This window comes from Lentisphaerota bacterium (assembly GCA_016873675.1).
Lineage (GTDB): Bacteria > Verrucomicrobiota > Kiritimatiellia > RFP12 > JAAYNR01 > VGWG01.
Genome location: VGWG01000005.1, coordinates 13263 through 36380, shown reverse-complemented (window position 1 = coordinate 36380; position 23118 = coordinate 13263). Strand labels below are relative to the sequence as shown.

12 protein-coding genes and 1 tRNA gene are annotated in these 23118 nt (G+C 63.6%); 1 reads left to right on the top strand and 12 read right to left on the bottom strand.

All coding sequences use genetic code 11. From position 1 onward, the window contains the following. Window positions 1–63 precede the first annotated feature (63 nt). A complete protein-coding gene (locus FJ222_01460; protein ID MBM4163102.1) occupies window positions 64–8583 on the top strand; it encodes a cyclic beta 1-2 glucan synthetase in 8520 nt (2839 codons plus the stop codon). Between the two features lie 108 nt (window positions 8584–8691). Here FJ222_01460 and FJ222_01455 read toward each other — a convergent pair whose 3' ends face one another. The 12 genes from FJ222_01455 to metG all read right to left on the bottom strand — a co-directional run bounded on the left by FJ222_01455 (window position 8692) and on the right by metG (window position 23076). Continuing rightward, complete coding sequence (locus tag FJ222_01455) at window positions 8692–9744, bottom strand: lipid A deacylase LpxR family protein (protein MBM4163101.1); 1053 nt, start codon at window positions 9742–9744, stop codon at window positions 8692–8694. 343 nt (window positions 9745–10087) lie between these two features. Then, window positions 10088–12580 (bottom strand): restriction endonuclease subunit R, encoded by a 2493-nt coding sequence (locus FJ222_01450; GenBank protein MBM4163100.1) that lies wholly within the window; start codon window positions 12578–12580, stop codon window positions 10088–10090. Beyond that, a complete protein-coding gene (locus tag FJ222_01445) occupies window positions 12577–13617 on the bottom strand; it encodes a virulence RhuM family protein (protein MBM4163099.1) in 1041 nt (346 codons plus the stop codon). Before FJ222_01445 ends, FJ222_01450 begins: the two co-directional genes overlap by 4 nt. A gap of 117 nt (window positions 13618–13734) precedes the next feature. Then, window positions 13735–14409: a DUF429 domain-containing protein gene (locus FJ222_01440; protein ID MBM4163098.1), complete on the bottom strand. Its 675-nt coding sequence runs from the start codon at window positions 14407–14409 to the stop codon at window positions 13735–13737. 2 nt (window positions 14410–14411) lie between these two features. Next, window positions 14412–15575 (bottom strand): restriction endonuclease subunit S, encoded by a 1164-nt coding sequence (locus tag FJ222_01435; protein MBM4163097.1) that lies wholly within the window; start codon window positions 15573–15575, stop codon window positions 14412–14414. After that, entirely contained in the window at window positions 15572–16639 is a 1068-nt protein-coding gene (locus FJ222_01430) for a DUF1016 domain-containing protein (protein ID MBM4163096.1), read from the bottom strand. The genes FJ222_01435 and FJ222_01430 overlap by 4 nt, the downstream gene beginning before the upstream one ends. Then, window positions 16636–18093, bottom strand: a complete 1458-nt coding sequence (locus FJ222_01425) for an SAM-dependent DNA methyltransferase (GenBank protein ID MBM4163095.1) — start codon at window positions 18091–18093, stop codon at window positions 16636–16638. The genes FJ222_01430 and FJ222_01425 overlap by 4 nt, the downstream gene beginning before the upstream one ends. A gap of 276 nt (window positions 18094–18369) precedes the next feature. Beyond that, window positions 18370–18445 (bottom strand) — tRNA-Met (locus FJ222_01420). Between the two features lie 72 nt (window positions 18446–18517). Next, the gene (locus FJ222_01415) at window positions 18518–19279 is read right to left on the bottom strand and encodes a phosphoribosylanthranilate isomerase (protein MBM4163094.1); all 762 of its coding nucleotides are present in this window, start codon (window positions 19277–19279) and stop codon (window positions 18518–18520) included. Next, on the bottom strand, window positions 19176–19964 hold the full coding sequence (gene trpC / locus FJ222_01410) for an indole-3-glycerol phosphate synthase TrpC (protein MBM4163093.1): 789 nt from the start codon (window positions 19962–19964) through the stop codon (window positions 19176–19178). Before trpC ends, FJ222_01415 begins: the two co-directional genes overlap by 104 nt. Then, entirely contained in the window at window positions 19961–20980 is a 1020-nt protein-coding gene (gene trpD / locus FJ222_01405; GenBank protein ID MBM4163092.1) for an anthranilate phosphoribosyltransferase, read from the bottom strand. Before trpD ends, trpC begins: the two co-directional genes overlap by 4 nt. Before the next feature lie 38 nt (window positions 20981–21018). Beyond that, on the bottom strand, window positions 21019–23076 hold the full coding sequence (metG, locus tag FJ222_01400) for a methionine--tRNA ligase (GenBank protein ID MBM4163091.1): 2058 nt from the start codon (window positions 23074–23076) through the stop codon (window positions 21019–21021). Window positions 23077–23118: the final 42 nt, after the last annotated feature.

The window sequence follows — 23118 nt, the reverse complement described above, 5'->3', positions numbered from 1 at the left end:
CCATATCGTTTGCGTGATTGGTGTTGTAACCTTCAGTCGGCAAGGCTTGGATGAAGGAAAGATATGCAAACGACACGGTTAGGTCGCACACGGTGGCAAGAAAGGCGGTCTTCGCCGCGCGCTCGCGCGACGGAAGGGCCTCTGCGCGCCGAATTGTTCAGCGTCGAGCAGTTGCGTCGGCATGCCGTTGCCCTGGCGGGGCGACATCAGCTAGACCCGCAGTCGGGTCCGAACCGGCTGCTGCCGCGTTTGGCGGACAACGAACGGATGCTGATTCAGGCCTATGATATGATGACCGGCGCGGAGGCCGAAGGGCGGCGTGGCAGCCCGGCAGGCGAGTGGCTCCTGGATAATTTTTACCTGGTTGAGGAGCAAATCCGTCTCGCGCGTCTGCACTTCCCTCGGACCTACAGTCGGGAGCTGCCCCGACTGGCGCATGGCGCGGCGGCCGGATTTCCCCGCGTGTATGACATCGCCCTGGAGCTGATCGCTCACGCTGACGGACGCGTGGACGCCGAAAACGTCAGCCACTTCGTTGCGGCCTACCAGTCCGTCAAAACGCTGATCCTGGGCGAGCTGTGGGCCGTGCCGATCATGCTGCGTTTGGGGCTGATCGAGAACTTGCGACGCGTCTCGGCGCATATCGCCGGACGTCGTAGCGATTTGGTTCTGGCCAAACGGTGGGCCGCTCGCCTGCTGACGGCGACGGAGGAGAATTCAGCGACGGTCCTGCGGGTGCTGGCGGAGATGGCAGAGTCCGAGCCGTCGTTCAGCAGCCCGTTTGTCGAGGAATTCTGCGAACGATTGCAGGGGCAAGGGCCGGCCATGGCTACCGTCGAGAGCTGGGTGCAACACCGGCTCGCCGAGCAGGGCGTGACCCGCGAGCGCCTGCAGCGGGCCGACACCCAGAGCCAGGCGGCTGATCAGGTTTCCATCGGCAACTGCATCGGCAGTCTGCGCGCGTTGGGCGCGATCAACTGGCGGACCTTCGTGGAAACGTCGAGCGCGACCGAACAGGCGCTGCGCGCCGATCCTCTCGGCGTGTATGCCGACATGGACTTCTTGACGCGCGACCGGTATCGCCATGTCGTCGAAGATCTGGCGCGGCGGTCCCAAACCGCCGAGGAGACGGTGGCCCGCACGGTCGTCGATCTTGCCGCGGAAGCTCTGCGCCGTGACGGCCCGCTGTCGCGCACCGCCCATGTGGGCTACTATCTCATCGACCAGGGGTGTGATCGGCTGGAGCGCCTCGTCCGCGTCCGCTGGTCGCTGCGCCGGTCATTTTCGCGGATGGCGCGCCGCTTTCCGGTCGGTCTCTATGTCGGAGCGCTGGCTGGGGTCACGGCGGTCGCCACCAGCCCGCTGCTGGAGCCGCTCCGGCTGTTGGGCTGGGGCGACTGGCGGGTCTGGCTGCTAGCGGCGCTGGGCATCCTCGTGGCGTCCCAGATGGCCGTCGCGCTGGTGAACCTGGCGACGAGTCTCTTGGTCGGGCCACGCGCCCTGCCGCGGATGGACTTATCGAAAGGGATACCAGACACGGATCGCACCCTGGTGGCGATCCCCACGCTCCTGACCGATGCACGGGCCGTCGCCGATTTACTGGAAGGACTGGAGGTCCGATTTCTGGGAAATCGCGATCCGCATCTGTTCTTCGCACTGCTGACCGACTTTCGTGATGCGCCCGCCGCGACGCAAGACGACGACGCAGAACTGGTGCGTCTGGTGCGTGACGGGATCCGCGCGTTGAACGAGCGGTATGGTTTCGTGGACGCGCCCGGCTTCTACCTCTTTCACCGGCCGCGGGTCTGGAACCCGCACGAGCGCCTCTGGATGGGTTACGAACGCAAACGGGGCAAGCTGGAACAGTTCAACGCGCTGCTCTGCGGCGGGCCGCGCACGCCGTTCTCCGAGATCATCGCCGATCTGGCGGTGCTGCCCACGATTCGCTACGTGTTGACGTTGGACACAGACACCGCCTTGCCGCGCGATGCCGCCCGCAAACTCGTCGGCACGCTGGTGCATCCGCTGAACCGACCGCGCTTCGATCCATCCACCGGGCGCGTGGTCGAGGGGTATGCCATCCTACAGCCGCGCACGCCCATCAGTCTGCTCGCGGCCCATCGTTCGCGCTTTGCCCAGCTCAGCGTCGGCGAAGCGGGCATTGATCCCTACACGCGCGAAGTGTCGGACGTGTACCAGGACCTGTTTGCGGAGGGGTCGTATGTGGGCAAAGGTCTTTATGACGTAAACGCCTTCCGGCAGGCCACAGCCGGGCGGTTTCCGGAAAACCTGATTCTGAGTCACGACTTGGTGGAAAGCGGTTATGCCCGGTCGGCATTGGTGACGGACGTGGAGTTGCATGAGGACCATCCCGCGAGTTTCACCGCCGAGATGAGCCGGCGTCATCGCTGGATTCGTGGCGACTGGCAGATCGCCGGATGGCTCCTGCCGCGGGTGCTTGGGTCGTCCAGCAAGCGGGTGCCCAATACGCTGACCGCGCTCGCGTGGTGGAAGATCTTCGACAACCTGCGCCGAAGTCTGGTGCCCCCGGCCCTGTTTCTCCTGCTGCTCGGCGGTTGGGTGATGGGCGTCCCCGCGCTGACGGGGTATTGGACGCTGTTTGCGTTCGCTCTGCTGCTGCTGCCCGTGGGCGTCACCGTGTTGGTTGAAGCGCTTCAAAAACCCCGCGAACGGACGTGGGCCGTCCATCGTAACGCCATCTTCGGAGCGATTGGCCGACAGGGGGCTGAGGCCGCGCTTGCGCTTTGCAGCCTGCCGTATCGGGCCGTGGTCCATCTGGACGCGATCCTTGTTTCCGCCGGTCGCATGGCGTTCACGCGGCGAGGCCTGTTGCTCTGGCACACGCCGCGCTATGCGCGGCGCAACGGCTGCAAGACGCCGGCTGACTTCTTCTCGGAGATGTGGGTCGCGCCGCTGTTCGGAGCGATCGCCGGCGTGTGGCTGGCGCTGGCGCATCCCGCCGAGTTGCTCTTCAGCGGGCCGCTGCTGCTGCTGTGGCTCATCGCGCCCGCCGTCGGCTGGTGGATCAGCCGGCCGCTGACGACCCCCCAACCGGTCCTCTCCGAGGCTCAACACGTGTTCCTGCACGGGCTGGCCCGCCAAACCTGGAGCTACTTCGAAACGCTCGTCAACGCTCAGGAAAACTGGCTGCCGCCTGACAATCTTCAGGAAACCCCGACGCGCCTCGTCGCCTCACGAACCTCGCCGACCAATATCGGCATGGCCTTGCTGGCCAATCTGTCGGCGTGGGATTTTGGTTACCTCTCCACCGGTGAATTGCTCGAACGCACGGAACAGACCCTTGGCGCTATGGAGCGTCTCGAACGCTACCATGGCCATTTCTACAACTGGTACGACACGCGCACGCTGGTGCCGCTTCGGCCGCTTTATGTGTCGAGCGTGGACAGCGGTAACCTCGCCGGGGCGTTGGCCGTCTTGCGCAGCGGTCTGCTGGAGTTGAAAACGCAGCCCGTCGTCTCGCCCCGGCTGCTCTCTGGACTGCGGGACACGCTGGACAGGGCGGGTGCCCCGCCCCTCGCGTCCCTGCGGACGAAACTGAATGCGACCCCGCCGGCGACCCTGTCCGCCACGATGACGCTGCTTCAGGAACTCGGCCGTGAGATCGAGACGCTGCCCGCCGACGGTGATGCGAACCGGCAGGCGTGGCGGCACGCATTCGCGCGGCAGTGCCGGGCTGTGCGCGACGATTTGCTGTTGCTCGTGCCCGATACCCGCCCGTTCGAAGGCATTCCGACGCTGCAGGATTTGGCCGGCGAGGCCGCCGGTGGACCACGCGCCGCCGAGCGCCTCCGTCGGATTGATCGGCTCGCCCGGAGTTGTGCCGCGCAGGCGGAGATGGACTTCGCTTTTCTCTACGATCCCGCCCGCGCTTTGCTGGTGATTGGCTACAACGTCAGCGAGCGGCGCCGCGATCCGGCGTATTACGACCTGCTCGCCTCGGAGGCGCGTTTGGCCAGTTTCATGCTCATCGCCCAGGATCGGCTGCCGCAGGAGCATTGGTTTGCCCTGGGCCGACAGGTGACCACCCACGTCGGCGCGATGGCTTTGTTGTCGTGGAGCGGTTCGATGTTCGAGTACCTGATGCCCCTGCTCGTGATGCCGACGTACGAGCACACGTTGCTCGATCAATCCTACCGGGCGGTCGTGGCCCGGCAGATTGAATACGGACGCCAGCGCGGTGTGCCGTGGGGGATTTCCGAATCGTGCTACAACGCCACCGACGCGCAGGGGGTCTACCAGTATGGGGCTTTCGGCGTGCCGGGACTGGGGTTCAAGCGCGGCCTGGCGGAGAATCTGGTTGTCGCGCCGTACGCCTCGGCACTGGCGTTGATGGTCATGCCCCGCGAGGCCTGCCGAAATCTTCAGACGCTGGTGGAGAAAGGATACGGCGGCGCTCACGGATTGTATGAAGCGATTGATTTCTCGCCCGCGCGCATGCCGCAGGGCAAGGAGGGGGTCCTGTTGCGCAGTTACATGGCGCATCACCAGGGGATGAGCCTGCTGGCGCTGACGCACCTGCTGCTGGACCGGCCGATGCAGCGCCGGTTTCTTTCCGACCCGGCTTTCAAGGCGGCGGAATTGCTGTTGCACGAGCGTATCCCTAAGATCGCCTCCCCCTTGCATCCCCACGCGGCCGAGGTGAGCGCCGCGCGCCAGCCGCCGGAGGCGGCCGCCGCCCTCATGCGCGTCTTCCCCTCGCCGGACACGCCGCTGCCGCATGTGCATCTGCTGTCCAATGGACGCTATCACGTGATGGTCACCCACACGGGCGGCGGGTACAGCCGCTGGAAAAATCTGGCGGTCACGCGCTGGCGCGAGGACGCCACTCGCGACGGATGGGGCCTGTTCTGCTATGTGCGCGACACCGTCACGGGCGTGCTGTGGTCAACGGCTTACCAACCGACGCGGCGCGCAGCGAAATACGGCGAGGCGATTTTTCTGCAGGGGCGCGCCGAGTATCGCCGGCGCGACGAAGAGATTGAAGCGCACACGGAAATCGCCGTGTCACCCGAGGATGACGTTGAAGTCCGCCGTGTGACACTCACGAATTTTTCATCCCGCCTTCGCACCATCGAACTGACGAGTTACGCAGAGATCGTGCTTGCGCCCCCGGACGCGGATCTCGCGCACCCGGCCTTCAGCAATTTGTTCGTGCGCACGGAGATTCTCCGCGACACGCAGGCCATTCTCTGTATGCGCCGACCGCGTGCGCCGGGCGAGGAGCCGCCGTGGATGTTCCACCTGATGACCACCCAGGGCGCGCTGGCCGGCGACGCCTCCTACGAGACGGACCGGGCGCGGTTTATCGGACGGAATCGCACGGTGGACGCGCCAGCGGCGTTTGACGCCCCCGGGCCGCTGTCGGGCACGGAGGGCGCGACGCTCGATCCGATCGTCGCCATCCGATGCGGCATGGTCATCGCCGCCGACACCGTTGCCACGTGGCACATCATTTCCGGCATGGCCGACACGCGCGCGGCCGCGCTGGTACTGATCGATAAGTACCGCGATTCCAGTTTCGCCGCGCGCGCGTTCGAAATGGCCTGGTCCCACAGCCAACTCGTGTTGCGCCAGTTGCAGGCGACCGAAGCCGAGGCGCAGGTCTATGTCGAGCTCGCGGGCGCGGTGCTGTTTGCGAACCCGCGCCTCCGCGCCGACGCCGGCCTCCTGGTTCGCAATCGGCTCGGGCAGCCCGGCTTGTGGGCCTTTGGCATTTCAGGCGATCTGCCGATCGTGCTGCTGCGCATCGCCGACGTGCATCGGATCGAGCGGGTGCGGGAGGTGCTCAAGGCCCACGCCTATTGGCGCGAGAAAGGCTTGAAGACCGATCTGATTATCTTGAACGAGGACTTTTCCGGATATCGTCAGGTGCTTCAGGAACAGGTTTTGAGCTTGATTGCCGCAGGTACGGAGGCGCACCGGGTGGATAAGCCAGGCGGCATCTTCCCGCGGCGCAGCGAACAGTTGTCGGAGGAGCAGCGGATTCTGCTGCAAACGGTTGCGCGGGTGATCATCACCGACAGCGCGGAGACGCTCACCGGGCAAGTCGAGCGGCAGGCCCCGCTGGAGCGGGTAATGCCTCGCTTCACGCCGAGCCGCTCCCCCTTGACGGCCGCCGCGTCTGCGCTGCCGCCGCGTGAACGTATCTTCTTCAACGGGCTGGGGGGGTTTACACCCGACGGCAGGGAATACGTGATCTCGCTCGCGCCGGGTCGGGCCACCCCCGCGCCCTGGTCCAATGTGCTCGCCAACGCCCGCATCGGTTCGGTGGTCAGCGAAAGTGGCGGGGCCTATACCTGGGTGGACAACGCCCATGAATTCCGGCTGACACCCTGGCACAACGATCCGGTGGGAGATCTGAGCGGCGAGGCTTTCTACATTCGGGACGAAGAAACCGGCCAGTTCTGGTCGCCCACGCCTTTGCCCGCGCGGGGAAGCGGAACCTATGTCTGCCGTCACGGGTTTGGGTACAGCGTGTTCGAGTACGCGCAGTTGGGCATCGAGTCGGAACTCTGGACCTATGTGGCGCAAGATGCACCCGTGAAAGTGGTGACGATCAAGCTCCGCAATCGCTCGGGCCGAACCCGGCGGTTGTCGGTCACCGGCTACTGGGAGCTGGTCTTGGGTCAGTGGCGCCACACGAACCTGATGCACGTGGTCACCTCCCTGGACCCGGCCACGGGCGCGCTCTTCGCGCGCACCGTGTACAATCGCGAGTTTGCCGACAAAACCGTTTTCGTCAACGTCAGCGACGCCGCGCGGACCGTCACCGGAAGCCGCGCGGAATTTCTGGGGCGCAACGGCATGATGGCCAGTCCGGCGGCGATGCGCCGGGCGCGTCTTTCGGGTCGCACGGGCGCGGGGCTCGATCCCTGCGCGGCGATGCAAGCGGGTATCGCGTTGGCCGATGGCGAGGAACACGAACTGGTCTTTACGCTCGGGGCCGGGAATGATGTCGAAGAGGCGCACCAGCTCATCCGGCGCTTCGGCGATCCGGCTGGCGCGCGGCTCGCTCTGGAGAGCGTCTGGGAGTTCTGGAAGCGCACCTTGGGCGTCGTGTACGCCGAGACGCCCGACCCGGCCCTGAACCTGCTGGTCAATGGGTGGCTGGAGTATCAGGTTTTGGCCGCGCGCTATTGGGGGCGGAGCGGCTATTACCAGTCCGGCGGGGCGTACGGGTTTCGCGATCAGCTCCAAGACACGATGGCGCTGCTGCACGCCGCGCCATGGATCGCCCGCGAGCATCTGTTGCGGTGCGCCAGTCGCCAGTTCAGCGAAGGCGACGTGCAACACTGGTGGCATCCGCCCAGCGGACGCGGCGTGCGCACGCACTGCTCCGACGATTACCTCTGGTTGCCCTACGCCACCTGTCGCTACGTGACGATGACTGGCGACACCGGCGTTCTCGACGAGCGTGCGCCGTATCTCGACGGCCGCCCGGTAAACGCCGATGAGGAATCGTACTATGATCTGCCGCGCCTTTCTGGAAAATCCGGAACGCTCTACGAGCATTGCGTGCTGGCGATCGAATATGGCCTGCGTTTTGGTGAACATGGACTGCCATTGATCGGCAGCGGCGACTGGAACGACGGCATGAATCTGGTCGGAGCGCACGGTCGGGGTGAAAGCGTGTGGCTGGCGTTCTTTCTTTACCACGTGTTGCAGCGGTTCGAGGAACTCGCCCGCCGCCGCCACGATACGGTGTTGGCCGACCGTTGCCGCGAGCAAGCGGCGCGCTTGCAGCGGAACATCGAAGCACACGGGTGGGATGGCGAATGGTATCGGCGTGCGACCTTCGATGACGGCACCCCGCTCGGTTCGGCTGCCAACGAGGAGTGCCAGATTGACTCCCTCGCCCAGAGCTGGGCGGTGCTGTCCGGCGCGGCGGAGCCGGCGCGGGCGCGTCAGGCTATGGAGCACGTCTATCAGCGTCTGGTCCGGCACGACGACCGGCTGATCCGGCTCCTCGATCCGCCCTTCGAGACATCGGCGATGGAGCCCGGTTACATCAAGAGCTACCCGCCCGGTGTGCGCGAAAACGGCGGCCAGTACACCCACGGCGCCATCTGGGCCGTCATGGCGTTCGCGCAGCTTGGCGAAACCGAGCGCGCCTGGGAATTGTTCTCGCGGCTCAACCCGATCCGGCATACGGCCAACGCGGCCGGGGTGGAGTGTTACAAGGTCGAACCCTATGTCATGGCCGCCGATGTTTACGGCGCCGTGCCCCATGTCGGGCGCGGCGGTTGGACCTGGTACACGGGCGCGGCCGGTTGGATGTACCGGCTGCTCGTCGAGACCCTGCTTGGCGTGCGGCTTGAAGCCGAGCAATTGCGGCTCAATCCGCAACTGCCGCGCGCCTGGACAGCGCTGAAGCTGCACTACCGCTACCGCGACACGTTTTACCATATTCATGTTACGCGGTCCGCAGCGGCCCTCGCGCGGCCGTTCCGGGTGGTGCTCGACGGCCTGGAACAAGCTGATGGCATCGTCCCGCTGGTTGACGACCGCCGCGAGCACGCCGTCGCAGTCAGCGTCTGCTGAGGCCCAGACGCCTCGCGGTTTGGTGGGGTTGCACCCCCATGGAGCACAAGCGTGCCGTTCGAAAACATACGCGTCGTTCAAGCGCCTCAACGATTCATGGACGGTGATTTAGAAGGTCCAGTTGAGTGAGACCATGTTGAAGATTTGGGCGTCCTGCTGGCTGTCGAACTCACGGGTCCGATAGACAGAGGCGTAGGCGATCTTGGTATTCTTAATGTTCAGGGCCACGCCGAGGCTGAGATCAGCGACGAAGGGATTATGCCCCACGGATGGGCCACTCCCAAAGGTGTTTCCATCCAGCAAAATGTTGCGTCCCACCGCGCGGCCATCGGCTCGGGCGAAGACATACATCCCCAGATCAAAGCGGGAACGATCTGCGCCCATCATGCCATCGACGGGCGTCGAGGTGGTGGCCACCGGACCGATCACTCCGGTTCCGAAATCATCGGGCAGATTCAAGCCAGCGCGCAGTTCGGCGCCGAGGTTGACATAGGTATAGACGTTTCCTACCACCGCGCCTCCATGGGGCAGGAGCTCCCAGTCAAGCCCGCTGCGTTTCGTGAGCTTGGGAAGACGCCAAATCCGTTCGTACGCGAGGTTCACACCGAGTTCATTGTGTAGTTGATTCTCCCATCCATTCGGATGATCTTGATCAAGCGCATCATGGATCAGGCGCTGGGTTTCATGCGCGTAGGCCCATGGGCCGACGACGCCGATACTCAGCACGAGCGAGTTTCTCACCCGCGCATCTTTCCACACGATGCCGAGCCCCATGTAAAGCCAGCCCGCGTAGGGGCGATCATCGCCGAGCAGCCCAGACGACTCGGTGTCGTCGGGCGTGTAGATGTTCTGCCCAAGTGCGAAAACGAGGTTCTTTTGATAGTCGCTTGCGTTGATGTAGGGCAACCGATCAAACATCGGCAGGAACGGGCTGGCATACGGGGAGTCGCTGAGCGTTTCGAGATTGGGAGAACTCCACGTGAGCTTGGAACCACTGGTGTAGTAGTGGTCCGTGCCGGCATACATGTCGTTCTCCATGTACACGCCGAAGGTGCCTGCCGAGATGTCCGAGCCCGCGCCACGTGTCAGTGCGGGAAGGAGCAGTGTCAACAGCATGAGCACCGTGGATCGCTTGTCGATGTCTATGGTCATGGGCGTCATGATGCACGGCGTGCTTTTTTTTGGCGATGGGGTGTTACCCTACGAGGCGATTGCAACATTTCCTTCGTCGGTTCTGCAGGCACCCGGAGAGATGCAAGGCCCGTCCCGAATGGCGCTAAGTAAAGCGATGCTTCCGATCATAATCATAATCATAATCATAATCGTAATCCGTTCTCCACCAAGAGATTAAGATTAATATTAAGATCAAGATTACGATTACGATTAAGATGGCAATAGCCCCTTAACTTAGCGCCATTCACGCCATTCAGGCCCGTCCCTTGTCTGGCCGAAAGAGGAAAGCTGAAAAGGGGAAAGGGGGGCTCGCGGCGGGCGACCCGATTCGTCACGCCGCAGCCGTTTGTTGATAAAGATACTTCTGGAAACCGGCGAAGGTTTTGTTGATTTCTTCGGGCCGGCCGCCGAGGTCAGCGACGGCATCCGCGAGGGAGTTGTGGTATTTGAGGAGGAGCAGCGGCGTGAGTTTTTCCTGGTCCAGTTCTTCCACGCCGACCGTGATGTAGTGCTGGAGCACAAAATCAAGGAAGAGTTGCTGCTTGGCATTGAACTGGGCGTTGATGTGGACTTTGGCGTTCGCGGCCCGCACTTCGCGGGTGACCGGCGGCAAGGCGTAGGCCACATGGGCCAGCACATCGAACAGGTCGCTCTTTTCGGCGTCGATGATCTTCTGCATTTCGGATAGTTGGTCGTGGCCAAAACCTTTCTCGGCCAGCCCTTGCAAGAGCTTCTTGCGCGTGTCGGGAGCGCTCCAGATGGCGCGGAGTTCGGCTTCGTCTTTGAAGAAGTCCGGGAGCTTGCCGAAGAGCAGTTCCATGAACTGCTGCGCGGACATGGGCGTGCCGTCGGGGTGCCAGAAGCTGGTCATCATCATGTGCTGGATGGTGCGCTCCTTGCCGTCCGCCAGTTTTACCTTCACCCTTTCCCGCTTTTTGCATACGCATGGCCGCTGGCCGCATCTCGGGCAGGGACCCGGCGGGCAGACGCAGGGCGCCTGGCCGCAGACGGGGCACGCTTGCGGCGGCGGCTTTACGCACGCGCACGGCTGGCAGCCGCACTTCGGGCAGGGCTCCGGTTCGAGCGGCTCGCCGTCCCACTCGGGATCGCTGAAATGCTGGCACGCCTTCACAAAGTCGTAGATCGTGAAGTAGTCCTTGCCGTCGTAAAGCCGCGTGCCGCGCCCGATGATCTGCTTGAACTCGATGATCCGCCTGATGGGCCGCATCAGGACGATGTTGCGGACGTTGCGGGCGTCCACGCCGGTCGAAAGCTTCTGCGACGTGGTCAAGACCGTCGGGATCGTCTTCTCGTTGTCCTGGAAGTCGCGCAGGTGCTGCTCGCCGAGCGCGCCGTCGTTCGCCGTCACCCGCTGGCAGTAGTTCGGGTCGGCGCTGGTCTTCATCTGGTTGATCAGGTCGCGGACGGCCAACGCGTGAATTTGACTCGCACAAAAGACGAGGGTCTTTTCCTTTTGGTCAATCAGCGCCATGAAGATTTCAACCCGCTTCTTCTCCCGTTCCTTGATCTCGATGATGCGATTGAAGTCTTCCTCGTCGTAAAGCTTGCCCTCTTCGATGCTTCCTTCCAAAACGCAATCATCGGGCGTGTAGACGTACTCGTCAAGCGTGGTCTGGATTTGCCTCACCTTGAATGGCGTCAGGAAGCCGTCGTTGATGCCGTCCTTGAGGGAGTAGATGTAGACCGGGTCGCCGAAGTAGCGGTAGGTGTCCACGTTCTCCTCGCGTTTGGGCGTGGCGGTCATCCCCATCTGCACCGCCGGGGCGAAGTATTCGAGGATGCCGCGCCAGGCGCTCTCGTCGTTCGCGCCGCCGCGGTAGCACTCGTCAATGACGATGAAGTCGAAGAAGTCCGGCGGGTATTCGCCGAAGAGCGCGGGCGGTTCCGCCGCCATGTCCAAGGGGGCGACCTCGTCCTCCGCCAGCGGATAGATCGGCGGCGGGGCGACGGCGGGTTTGACCGCGTTGACCGTATTGACTTCATCGGACGCCTGGGCGCCGGAGGTCATGAAGGTCTGGAAGATGGTGAAGAACAGGCTGCCGTTCTTCGGCGCCTTGCCCTTCCTGCGGATGTCGTCCGGCTCGATCCGCACCAGCGCATCCTCGGGGAAGGCGGAGAAGGCGTTGTAGGCCTGGTTCGCCAGGATGTTCCGGTCGGCGAGGAACAGGATGCGCGGCCGGCGGGAAGGCTCGCGGGAGAGGTTCCAGCGGGAGTGGAAGAGCTTCCAGGCGATCTGGAAGGCGATGAAGGTCTTGCCCGTGCCCGTGGCGAGCGTGAGCAGGATGCGCGGCTGGTTCGCCGCGATGGCATCCATCACCCGCTCGATGGCGGTGTCCTGATAGTACCGGGTCGGGTGCGAGCCGCCCTTGTCCTCGAACGGCACGGCCGTGAACCGGTCCCGCCAAGCGTTCTCCCCGGCGAAGGTCATGGCCCAGAGTTCGTCGGGGGTCGGATAGCGGGCGATCTCGCCTTCCCTGCCGGTCTGCATGTCCACGGCGTAGATGCCACGGCCGTTGGTGGCGTAGGCGAAACGGACGGCGAGCTTGCCGGCGTAGTTCTTGGCCTGCGCCACCCCCTCGGTCAACTCAACATCCCATGCCTTGGCCTCGTCCACGGCCAGCTTGCGGTTGCGGTACTCCAGGATGTAGTCGGCGATGAGCGGCTTGCCGCGCCGGCCGAGCCCCTCGATGCGGCCCGGCGCGATCGGGTACTCGCGCCGGATGCGGCTCCCCTCAACGACGCCCCAACCCGCCGCGGCAAGTGCGGGGTCGATGTGCTCGGCTCTGGTTTCGGCTTCGTTCATGATTCTTCCTTGCCGCCTTCCAAAGCCTTCCTGATATGCCGGTCGAAGTCCGACTCAAACAGGCGATCCTGTACGATCCGGTACTTCTCGAACTCGCTTTCGGCAAAGGCCTTGGCCACCGCCTGGCTCACCTTCCCCGGATGATCGAGAATGTCCCGTTCGTTGAACTGGAGGAACGCGTTCAGCTTGGTCGCCCAGTCCCGCATGGTCATTGGGATGCCGCGCTCGGCTTGATCTTCCGCGTAATCCAGATACATCGTCACGATCCGATCCAGTGACTTCAGTTCCTTTTCGGTGAGGTAGTTCTTTGCCACCACGACGTCCGGCTTGAGGATCTTCCCGTGCGGCGCGTTCTTCCAGGTCGTCAGGCCCATGCGCTCCTTTTTGCTGTCCGCCCGTTCCACAATCAGTTCGGCGGCGGTACGGCCATGGATGGCGAAATGCAGCTTGTTCTGCACTGTGGCGAAAAATGTCTGGGTCGTCTCCGCCTCCGGGCTGTAATCCATCGCCGTGGCGTAGATGTCGGTGATCTTTTGGTAGAACTTCCGCTCGCTCGCCCGGATCTCGCGAATCTCCGCCAGCAGGTTTTCGTAATACTCCTTGCTCAGGAACGCCCCGTTCTTCAGCCGCTCCTTGTCCAGCACGTAGCCGCGGATCGCGAAATCCCGCAAGACGCCTGTGGCCCATTGCCGGAACTGGATGGCGCGGACGGAGTTCACCCGGAAGCCTACGGCGATGATGGCGTCGAGGTTGTAGAAATCCATATTCCGGGCGACATCGCGGGCACCCTCCTTTTGAACTGTTCGGAAATTCCGAAGAGTTGCCGGTTCGGAGATTTCACCTTGGGCATATAGGTTGGCCAGATGCTCGCTGATGGTCGGAACGGTCACCTCGAACAGCGCCGCCATCAGCTTCTGCGTCAGCCAGACGGTCTCGTCTTCGACGCGCACCTCGATGCCGTCCTCGCCCGCCTGCCGGGTGAAGATCAGGAACTCGGCGGTGCTGTTACGAATCTGGAGTTTCTTTTCCCTGCTCATGGGGCGTCTCCTAAAGTTCTCCGGTGAAGGCTTGGTGCAGCACCGACTTCTTCAACTGCCCCAGCGTGGCGCGCTTTCGGGTGCAGATGGCGGTGAGGCGCTGGGGTTCGGTGGTGTTCATAGGTTGGGTTGGGTGGGTACGATGATCAATCCGGTGTTCTGCTCACCGAAACTCACGCACGCACCGCCCGTGGCGGCGCGGTTAGCCGTGAGGGCGCAGAGCGCGGCATCAACGAGGTCGATGTTTGTCAACCCGGTGATGTCGATTCTCGCCTGCGTCAGCAAGGCCCGGCGTTGTTCACGCTTACGCCGAGCATCGGCATTGCCACCCCGCAGATGCCAGGTGATGGCGTGCGGGAAAGTCTCGAAGCAGCACTTCCGGTTTGTTGCGGGCAGTTTGCGACAAAGGGGGAAGTCATTTTCGAGCGCACGAAACAACGCCTCGCCCCGCAGCATCCAGCCGAAGTAATTGGTGGGATGCCCGACTGCCTTCTCTCGCGTCGGCGTTGAGAAACACCAGATGCTCTTTTGCATTAGCTCGCGCTCGGCGGGGCGTGAATGTCCGTCGATGCTCCAGCCGCACGGTGCATCCACAGCGATGACTTGTGCTCGCACCGTATCACGACACCAGCAGGAAAGTTCCTGCACGTCCTTTGTGGCAAGGTGGCTCGAATAATCTCCGTTGGTAATCGCGATGGCGTGAAAACCCTTGCGTTCGCCGCCCACATCGATGCCGACCGTGGTGATTTCGGCAGGATTGGAAGTGCGTTCTGTGATTGGGGCATTGGGCATGGTCAGAGTTCTCCGGTGAAGGCTTGGTGCAGCAGCGACTTCTTCAACGCCTCCAGCACCGCGAGCTTGCGGGAGTAGATGGCGGCGAGGTGGCGGGTTTCGGCATTGAGGGCGTCAAGTTTTCCCACAGCTTGCCTCTGTTGGTTCGGCGCAACCTTGGGCACCATGAAACTGCGGAGGAGTTTTAATGAAACAGTCTTTTGTGCCGTGCCCGTGGCACCTTCATTTGCCTGTTTGAGCAACTGTGGAGACATGAGGAGATAGTAGAGCCAGGAACTGCTTATCTCGGGCTTCGGACGAACAAGGCCAATGTGCCGCTGGAAGCAAAATTCGGCGTCATCACGGACAATGACGGGGATTCCGAATGAACCGGTGACGGTATAAAGAACGTCTCCCCGCCGAGGCTTCTTGTAGGTTTTAAGAGCGTCAAAGTAAGCGCGAGGCACCATGAAGGTGTCGCTAAAATCAATCTCGCGGGTCTCCTTCACGATGTTTCCTATGGTGATGAATGGTACACCGGTTGGAGACTTCGGCGGTGGCAGATGGTCGCCGTCCGTGATGTCAGTGGCCAACTCCGAGAGTGTAACCAACTTACCAACATGCCATTGGTCAGCGAAGACGGATTGGAGGTGGCTTTCGAAGAGGGCGCGGGCGTTCTGGAGGTTCTTTTCGGCGTTGGCTTTGGCGGTGGCGAGGCCCGCAAACGCTTCGTCGAGCAGGCCGACGATCCGCCGCTGTTCGGGGAGGGGGGGGACGGGAATCTCAAAGCCGAGCACGTCGTTCATCTGAGCGCGTGGCATTCGTGCGCCCGTGCAAGTCTCGTTGATGCGGTCACACGTCTCATCAGCCAGCAGCCAAAACAGCAGATATTCCCGCGAGAGTTCAGGGCGCGGCTTCAGTGGGAAGATTTCCGTTGAGCAATGGCCCTCGAAATCCGGCGCGAGTGCCTTGTTCAGATAAGGTCGAAGCCGCCCGTAGAGAACGTGCTCGTCGGAAAATCGAAACGTCGAGCTTTTGACAGGCTGCGGCTCGCTTGAGCCGATAAAACGCGCTGTGTGAGACTCGATGTGTTCAAGCCCGACGTAAGGCAAACCCCGGTGGATGCCTTGCGCTTTGTCGAAAGCGCAGACGTCCCCCAGCGTCTTTGTCTGCCACCCCTTCTTCATCCCGCCCCCTCCGCCTGGTCAGCGGCGGCTTGTCGGGCGCTCTCGGCGGCCCACAGGCGGAGGCGTTCGGCGATGGCTTCGGGACTGGGGAGCTGGTCGCGGTAGGTTGCGGGCAGTTGGGGGACGACGGTGTAGGTGGCGACGCCGATGGGGCGGCCCGCGGTGCGCAGGGCGTATTCGACCACGGTCTTGTTTTTGTCGCGGCAGATGATGATGCCGACGGGCGGGTTTTCGCCGTCGATGCGCTCCTGCGCGTCGAGCGCCTCCAGGTAGAACTCCATCTTGCCCTTGTGCTCCGGCTCGAAACTGCCGATCTTCAGCTCGATCGCCACCAGGCAGCGGAGGCGGCGGTGGAACAGCAGGAGGTCGATGAAGTATTCCTGTCCGCCCACCTCCAGGCGGTGCTGGTTGCCGACAAAGGTGAAGGCACCGCCCATTTCGGCGAGGAATCGGCGGATGTTGTTGACCAGGGACCGCTCCAGTTCGCGCTCGGAGTGCTCCTCGGCCAGGTCGAGAAAATCGAAGGTGTAGTGGTCCTTGACCGCCAGCGCCGCCTGCGCCTTGATCTCGGCGGGCAGGGTCGCGTCGAAGTTGGTCTGGTTGAGCAGGTATTTCTCGTAGCTCTTGTTGTCGATCTGGTGCTGGAGCACGGCCTTGGTCCAGCCGAAGCGCGCGGTGGCGCGGAGGTAGAACTCCCTCTCCAAGTCATCCTTGCAACGGGCCATGATGACCAGGTTTTTAGCCCAACTGATTTCTGCAACCAGCGGTTGCAGTTTTGGCCTGGCGGAATATTCGGTGTAGAAGTCCCTCATGTTCCAGAGGTTGCGGGCTGAGAAACCGTTCCGCCCCGGGAACTCAGCCTGGAGGTCGCTGGCAAGCGTCTCAACCACGGATCGGCCCCATCCCAGCGCATCCTGCTTGCGGTGGATGGACTCGCCCAGGTCCCAGTAGAGCGTCAGAAGCTCCTTGTTCGTCGCCCGCAACGCTTGGTATTGCGCCTGCCGGATGCGGGTCTTGACTGCAACCAGAAAGTCGCCGTAGTCCCTGGCCGGCAGTTCGCTCATAGCAGCCCTCGGATGTTGGCCAGCACCTCGGCGCTCTCGGCATCCAGCGCGGCGATTTCGTCCATGATCTCCTGCGGGGTGCGGTGGGCGACCGCCTCGCCAGCGTTGGGGTTCTTGACGGAGAGGTCAAAGGTCTGCGGATCGATGGCCGCCGCGTCCACGCTCCAGCTCTTGGGCGAGTCGGCCTTGGTCTTCTGGAGCGCGACGAACTCGGCGAGGTCGGCGTCGTTGAGCGGGTTGGTCTTGCCCATGTTGCGGCCGGGGTCGAGCTGGTAGAACCAGACCTTGCGCGTCTTGGCGCCCTTCTGGAAGAAGAGGACCACGGTCTTGACGCCGGCGCCGATGAACGTGCCGCCGGGGCAGTCGAGCACGGTGTGGAGGTCGCACTCCTCCAGCAGCTTCCGGCGCAGGCTGACGGAGGCGTTGTCGGTGTTGGAGAGGAAGGTGTTCTTGATGACGACGCCGGCGCGGCCGCCGGCCTTGAGGAATTTGATGAAGTGCTGGAGGAAGAGGAAGGCGGTCTCGCCGGTGCGGATGGGGAAGTTCTGCTGCACCTCCTTGCGCTCCTTGCCGCCGAAGGGCGGATTGGCGAGGATGATGTCGAAGCGGTCCTTTTCCTGCACGTCGGCGAGGTTCTCGGCGAGCGTGTTGGTGTGGATGATGTTGGGCGCCTCGATGCCGTGCAGGATCATGTTCATGATCGCGATGACGTAGGCGAGGGACTTCTTTTCCTTCCCGTAAAAGGTGCGCTCTTGCAGGGTGCGGTCCTGGGCGGTGGTGCGCTGGGGGTTCTGGACACGGAGGTACTCGAAGGATTCGCAGAGGAAGCCGGCCGAGCCGACGGCGGGGTCGCAGAGGGTCTCACCGAGCCGGGGCGCGGTGACGGCGACGATGGCGCGGATGAGCGGGCGCGGGGTGTAATACTCGCCGCCGTTGCGCCCGGCGTTGCCCATGTTTTTGATCTTGGCTTCGTAGAGGTGCGAGAGCTCGTGCTTCTCGGTCTGGGACTGGAAGCGGAGTTCGTCGATGTGATCAATGATCTCGCGCAGGTTGTAGCCGCTCTGGATGCGGTTCTTGATCTCGCCGAAGATTTCGCCGATCTTGTATTCGATGGTGTTCGGGCCGGTGGCCTTGGCCTTGAAGCCGTGCAGGTAGGGAAAGAGCTTGCCGTTGACGAAGGCGATGAGGTCGTCGCTGGAGAGGGCGGTGTTGTGGTCGATCCTGCCGTCCTTGCCCTTGGGGGCGGCCCACGTGGCCCAGCGAAAGGGGGCGTCGAGGATGTGGGTATAGGTCTTGCCGTTCAGGGCGGCCGCCGTGGCGCGATCGGTCTCCAGGGCGTCGAGGTACTTCAGGAAGAGCAACCAGGAGGTCTGCTCGGTGTAATCGAGTTCGCTGGTGCAGCCAGCGTCTTTCCAGAGGACGTCGTCGATGTTTTTGAAGGCTTGTTCAAACATGGGCATCCTTTTGCATTCCCCGAATTCAACGCATAAGCCGTTCGAGGATTGCATCGTCGGTGAGGTCGGCGGACCAGCCGTAAACGGCGGAGCGCTCCTTCAATTCCACCTTACGCCACTTGGAAATGAATGCTGACACGGTCATAGACCGGAAAGGATACCACGTCAGAAACGAATCGGACAAGAACGAACGCCACTCAACCGGGGCTTGCCCGCAAACCGGGGCGTAAAATGAAAAACCCCCAGCAACGCCGGGGTTTTGTGGGGCTTTTTGGCTGGTGGCGGGTGAGGGACTTGAACCCCCGACAGACGGATTATGATTCCGTTGCTCTACCAACTGAGCTAACCCGCCAAAAAAGAGGCCGCATTTTCGCACAGGGATCACCGATTGTCAAATCGCGATTGCTGGATTTCTGCCTGAGCGTCACAGGCTGCGAAAGACGGCGTGTGCGGGGCCGGGAAGGTCGATGAAGGCCTCCGTGAGACGGCGGATGAGGAGACGGACGCGGACCACATCCTTCCGGCCGGGCGATGACTCCACACCGGAGCTGATGTCCACAGCGGCGGCGCGCGCGTCGCGGACGGCTTCGACGACCGTATCGGGCGAGAGGCCGCCGGCGAGGGCGAAAGGGCGGACGGAGGCGAGGGGTGCGGCGGCGGCCCACTCCCAGGTGGCGCCGTTGCCGCCGGGCAAAACGCCCCGGCCGCACTCGACCAGAATGCCGACGGTTTCGGGTAGCGCGCGAGCCGCCTGAATCAGCCCCGCCGTCGAGCGCAGAACGGCGATGATGCGGTAGGGGGCACCAAGGAGACGAGGCAGGGCGGCCAGTGATTCGGCGCCGTGGAGCTGGATCGCGGTGAGCCCCGCCACAGCGGCGATGCGCAGGATGGTGTCGGCATCGGCATCGGCAAAGACGCCAACCCGAGCAACGCGCGGCGGCAGGCTGTCGCTGATCGCGCGGGCGCGGGCGAGCTCCAGATTCCGCGGGCTGGGCGGATGGAAGACCAGGCCGATGGCGTCGGCGCCAGCCTCGGCGCACGCGCGCGCCTCGGCCGGGTCGGTGAGTCCGCAGATTTTGATTTCAATGGGCATGAATGGAGGTCCAGGATCGCAGCAGCGCGGCCGGATCGGGGGCGCGAACCAGCGTTTCGCCGACGAGAAAACGGGTGATCCCTGCCGTCCCATTGCGGCGGATGTCGTCGGCCGAGGCGATGCCGCTGAGCGCCACCACACAGGCGCCCGGGCGGATGTGCGCGGCGAGACGCGAGGCCTGGTCGACGTCGGTGTCGAACGAGGCAAGATTCCGGTTGTTGATGCCGACCAGATCGGCGCCGATGGCATTGGCGCGGCGTGCGTCGTCGGCGTCGTAGACCTCGGTGAGCACGTCGAGGCCAAGCTCGCGGGCGAGGGCATGCAAGTCGCCGAGGAGGGGATCGGGGAGGATGCGGACGATGAGCAGCACGGCGTCGGCACCCAGAGCGGCGGTTTCGTAGAGCTGATAGGGGTCGAGGATGAAGTCTTTGCGCAACACGGGAAGGGTGACGGCGCGGCGCGCGGCCTGCAGGTCGGCGGTCGCGCCCTTGAAAAAGGCCGGCTCGGTGAGCACCGACAGCGCGACCGCGCCACCTGCGGCATAGGCGCGGGCGACGGTGGCGGGATCGAGGCCGATGTCGATGTCGCCCCGGGAGGGCGAGGCGCGCTTGATCTCGGCAATGATTCGGATGCCGGGAGCGCGGATAGCGGCCGCAAAATCACGGCGGTCACGCGGCGCAGACGCGGCGGCGGCACGGCAGGCTGCCAGCGGCAAGCGCTGTTTGGCGGCGGCGACCTCCGCGCGTCTGGCCGCCACGATCTGGTCCAGAATGTTCATGGTTGGCGCGAATAGGCGATCAGGCGATCCAGCTTGTCCAGGGCGGCGCCGGAGTCGATGGAAGCCTCGGCTTTTCGGATGCCCTCCTCGATCGATCCGGCCAAACCGGCGGCGAGCAGCGAGGCGGCAGCGTTGATCAAAACGATGTTGCGCTTGGGGCCGCGGATGTCGCCGCGAAGCATGCCGCGGGTGATGGCGGCGTTGTCGGCGGGGGTGCCGCCCGCAAGCTCGTCGGGGGCGCAGAAATCGCCGAAATAGCGGGTCGGATCAATGTCATAGGTGCGGATGACGCCGTCTTTCAGCTCCGAGCAGCGCGTGGGGGCTGTGAGCGTGATCTCGTCCATGCCGTCATGGCCGTGGACGACGAGGACGCGGCGCGAGCCGAGGATTTTGAGCACGTGGGCGAACATCTCGGTGAGCTCGGGCTTGAAGACGCCGATCAACTGGCAGGACGCCCCCGCCGGGTTGGTGAGCGGGCCGAGGAGGTTGAAGAGGGTGCGGACGCCGAGCTGCTTCCGAACCGGGGCGGCGAATTTCATGGCGCGGTGAAAGTTCTGGGCAAAAAGGAAGCAGATGCCGATGTCGTTCAGCGCCTGTTCCATGAGGTCGGGCTCGGCGGCCAGGTTGAAGCCGAGCTGCTCGAGGCAGTCAGCGCTGCCGCTCTTGCCCGAACTGGCGCGGTTGCCGTGCTTGGCGACGACCGCCCCCGCGCCTGCGGCGACAAAGGCAACCGTCGTTGAAACGTTGAAGGTCATGCCGCCGTCGCCGCCGGTCCCCACGGTGTCGAGGGTGTTGGCGACCAGCGGCTGGATGCGCGTCGCGCGGCGGCGCATGGCTCGGGCCGCGCCGGCAACCTCGGCGACCGACTCGCCCTTGGCCGCAGCCGCAGCCAGAGCCGCGCCGATCTGTGCCTCGGTCAGCTCCCCTGCGAGGATGGCGTCCACCAAGTCGGCGGCCTCGCCCTCAGTCAGGTCGATGCGAGCGATCAGTTTGGTCAGCGTGAGGGAGTAGTTCATGGTATGCGAGTGTCGGCGGTCAGTGAGAAATAGGCTGTTCAGGCCACGGATGCGCCGGGAGCGGCCCCGGGGTCGGGAGTGACGAGGAAGAGCGTGCCATCGGGATTGGACGCGGCGAGAACCATCCCCTCGGACACGCCGAAGCGCATCTTGCGGGGCGCGAGGTTGGCGACCGCCACGACGCTGCGGCCGACCAGCGTTTCAGGCGCATAAGCCTTGCGGATACCCGAAAAGACTTGGCGCGGTTTGCCATCGCCCAGATCGAGCATCAAGCGCAGGAGCTTGTCGGAGCCCTCAACCGTTTCGGCCGAGAGCACCCGCGCGACCCGCAAATCGGTTTGCGCAAAAGTCTCAAACGGAATGATCGCTGGCGCGGCGAGCGGCTTTGCCGGGGGTGTGGGAGTGGGTGTGTGAGTGTGTGGGTGCGTGGGTGTGTGGGTGTGTGGAGCGGGGGGTTGCGCGCGGCTCCGGCTGGCCTCGATCATGCGATCAATGGGTTCGCGTTCGACCCGCGTGGCGAGGTAGGCATACGGCGCGATCGCCCGGTTCTCGACGCGCGTTTGGGCGTCGGCCCAGCGATAGGGTGGCTCGCCGAAGAGTGTCTCGACCTTGGCAGCGTAGCCAGGCAGGACCGGCTTGAGGTAGATCGCGAGGGTGCGGAAGAGGTTGAGTGTGGCGGTGAGCACGCGGCGGGTGGCCTCGGGGTCGCGTTTGATCAGCGCCCAGGGCGCCTGGGCGTCAAAGTATTGGTTGGCGCGGTCGGCGAGGTCGCGCACCTCGACCATCACGCGCGCGAAGTCGCGCTTTTCATAGGCGTCGGCGATGGCGTCGGCGCGGCCTTGCGCGTGAGCGAGCACCTCGGCGCCTGCGGCGTCACACACGCCAGCCTTGCCGTCGAGATGCTTATGGAGCATCTGCGCGCCGCGCGAGGCGAGGTTGGTGATCTTGCCGACCAGATCGGAGTTGACGCGGTTGATGAAATCGTCGAAGTTGAGATCAACATCGTCGGTCGTGCCGTTGAGCTTGCAGGCATAGTAGAAGCGGAGGGTTTGCGCCTCCAGATGGTCCAGAAAGGTTCGCGCGCTGATGAACGTCCCCTTGGATTTGCTCATCTTCTCGCCATTGACGGTCAGAAATCCGTGGACGAAGACCTGATTGGGGCCCTTGAACCCGCTGCAGGCCAGCATAGCGGGCCAAAAGAGGCAGTGGAATCGGACGATATCCTTGCCGATGAAGTGGACGAGTTCGACATCGGGGTTGTTCCACCAGTCCTCGAACTGCGCGTTGTTCTGCTTGCACCAATTCTCCAGCGAGGCCATGTAGCCGATCGGCGCATCGACCCAGACATAAAAGAACTTGCCGGGGTGGCCGGGGATCTCAAAGCCGAAATAGGGCGTGTCGCGCGAAATGTCCCACCCGCGCAGCGACTCGCCGAACCATTCCAGCAGCTTGTTCGCCACGTCCTTGGCGGTATGGGCCGGAATCCAGGTCTGGAGGTAATCGCGGAAGTGGTCGAGTTCGAAGAAGAGGTGTTCGCTGTCGCGCGTCACGGGGGGGCGGCCACAGACGGTACAGGCCGGTTCCTTCAGCTCTTCGGCGGCATAGGTCGCGCCGCAGGTGTCGCACGAATCGCCGTACTGACCGGGCGCGCCGCAGGCGGGGCAGCCGCCCTTGACGAAGCGGTCGGGAAGGAACATGCCGTCGTGCTCGCAGTAGAGTTGGGGGACGAGGCGGGAGGAGACGTGGCCGCCCGACTCCATCCGGGAAAAGATGCGGGTGCTGAAGGCGCGATTCTCTTCGCAGTTGGTCGAGCCGTAGTGGTTAAAGGCCACCTCGAAATCGGTGAAGTCGCGGACATGCTGCTCGTGGCTGCGGGCGATCAGCGCCTCGGGGGTGATCCCCTCGTTGCGGGCGCGGACCATGATCGGCGTGCCGTGGGTGTCGTCGGCGCAGACATAGACACACGCATGGCCGCGCATGTTTTGAAAGCGGACCCAGAAATCGGTCTGCACATACTCCACCAGATGGCCGATGTGGATGTCGCCATTGGCATACGGCAGCGCGGAGGTGACAACGATTCTTCGTGTGGTGCTCATGCGGTCACTATAACATTGCCAGGGCTGGCGGTTCAAGCGCCA